Raw genomic sequence first — 581 nt, 5'->3', positions numbered from 1 at the left:
CGCCACCGTGGGCGGAGGTTGAGTTGGGGGGCGCGCCAGCGATCCCGGGCTCAGTGATCGGCCGGCGCCGTCGCTGACGAGGAGTGCATTCGCGGATCCGGTGATGGTGATGACGCCACGATGGTGCAACCGGTGATGATAAGGGCACAGCAGCACCAGGTTGGCCAACTCCGTGGGGCCGCCGTCTTCCCAGTGCCGAAGGTGATGGGCATGCAGACCACGAGTGGCGCCACAACCCGGGACCGCGCACATGCGGTCGCGATGCTCCAGCGCGCGGCGCAGCCGCCGGTTGATCACCCGGGTCGCCCGGCCGGCACCAATGACCTCGCCGTGACGTTCGAACCACACCTCACACGTGGCATCACAAGTCAGGTAACGGCGTTCGGCGTCAGACAGCAACGGACCCAAATGCAGTGCCGCAGCGCGCTGCTCAACGTCGACATGGACCACCACCGCGGTGTGCTGCCCGTGGGGCCGGCGGGTGGCCTCGGCGTCCCATCCCGCTTCGACCAGGCGCATAAACGCCTCGGCGGTGGTAGGCAACGGGGGCCGCTGACCTGAAGCGCCCGCGCCGTCGCCGT

General features: G+C 69.0%; 1 protein-coding gene. It reads right to left on the bottom strand.

The window, feature by feature from the left end:
- Window positions 1-581: HNH endonuclease signature motif containing protein (locus A5625_RS20355; protein WP_156748399.1), on the bottom strand; the 581-nt coding region annotated here is incomplete at both ends.

Source organism: Mycobacterium sp. 1465703.0, from assembly GCF_001672975.1.
Lineage (GTDB): Bacteria > Actinomycetota > Actinomycetes > Mycobacteriales > Mycobacteriaceae > Mycobacterium.
The sequence above is the reverse complement of the archived record's forward strand: the minus strand, read 5'-3'. Positions and strand labels throughout refer to the sequence as shown.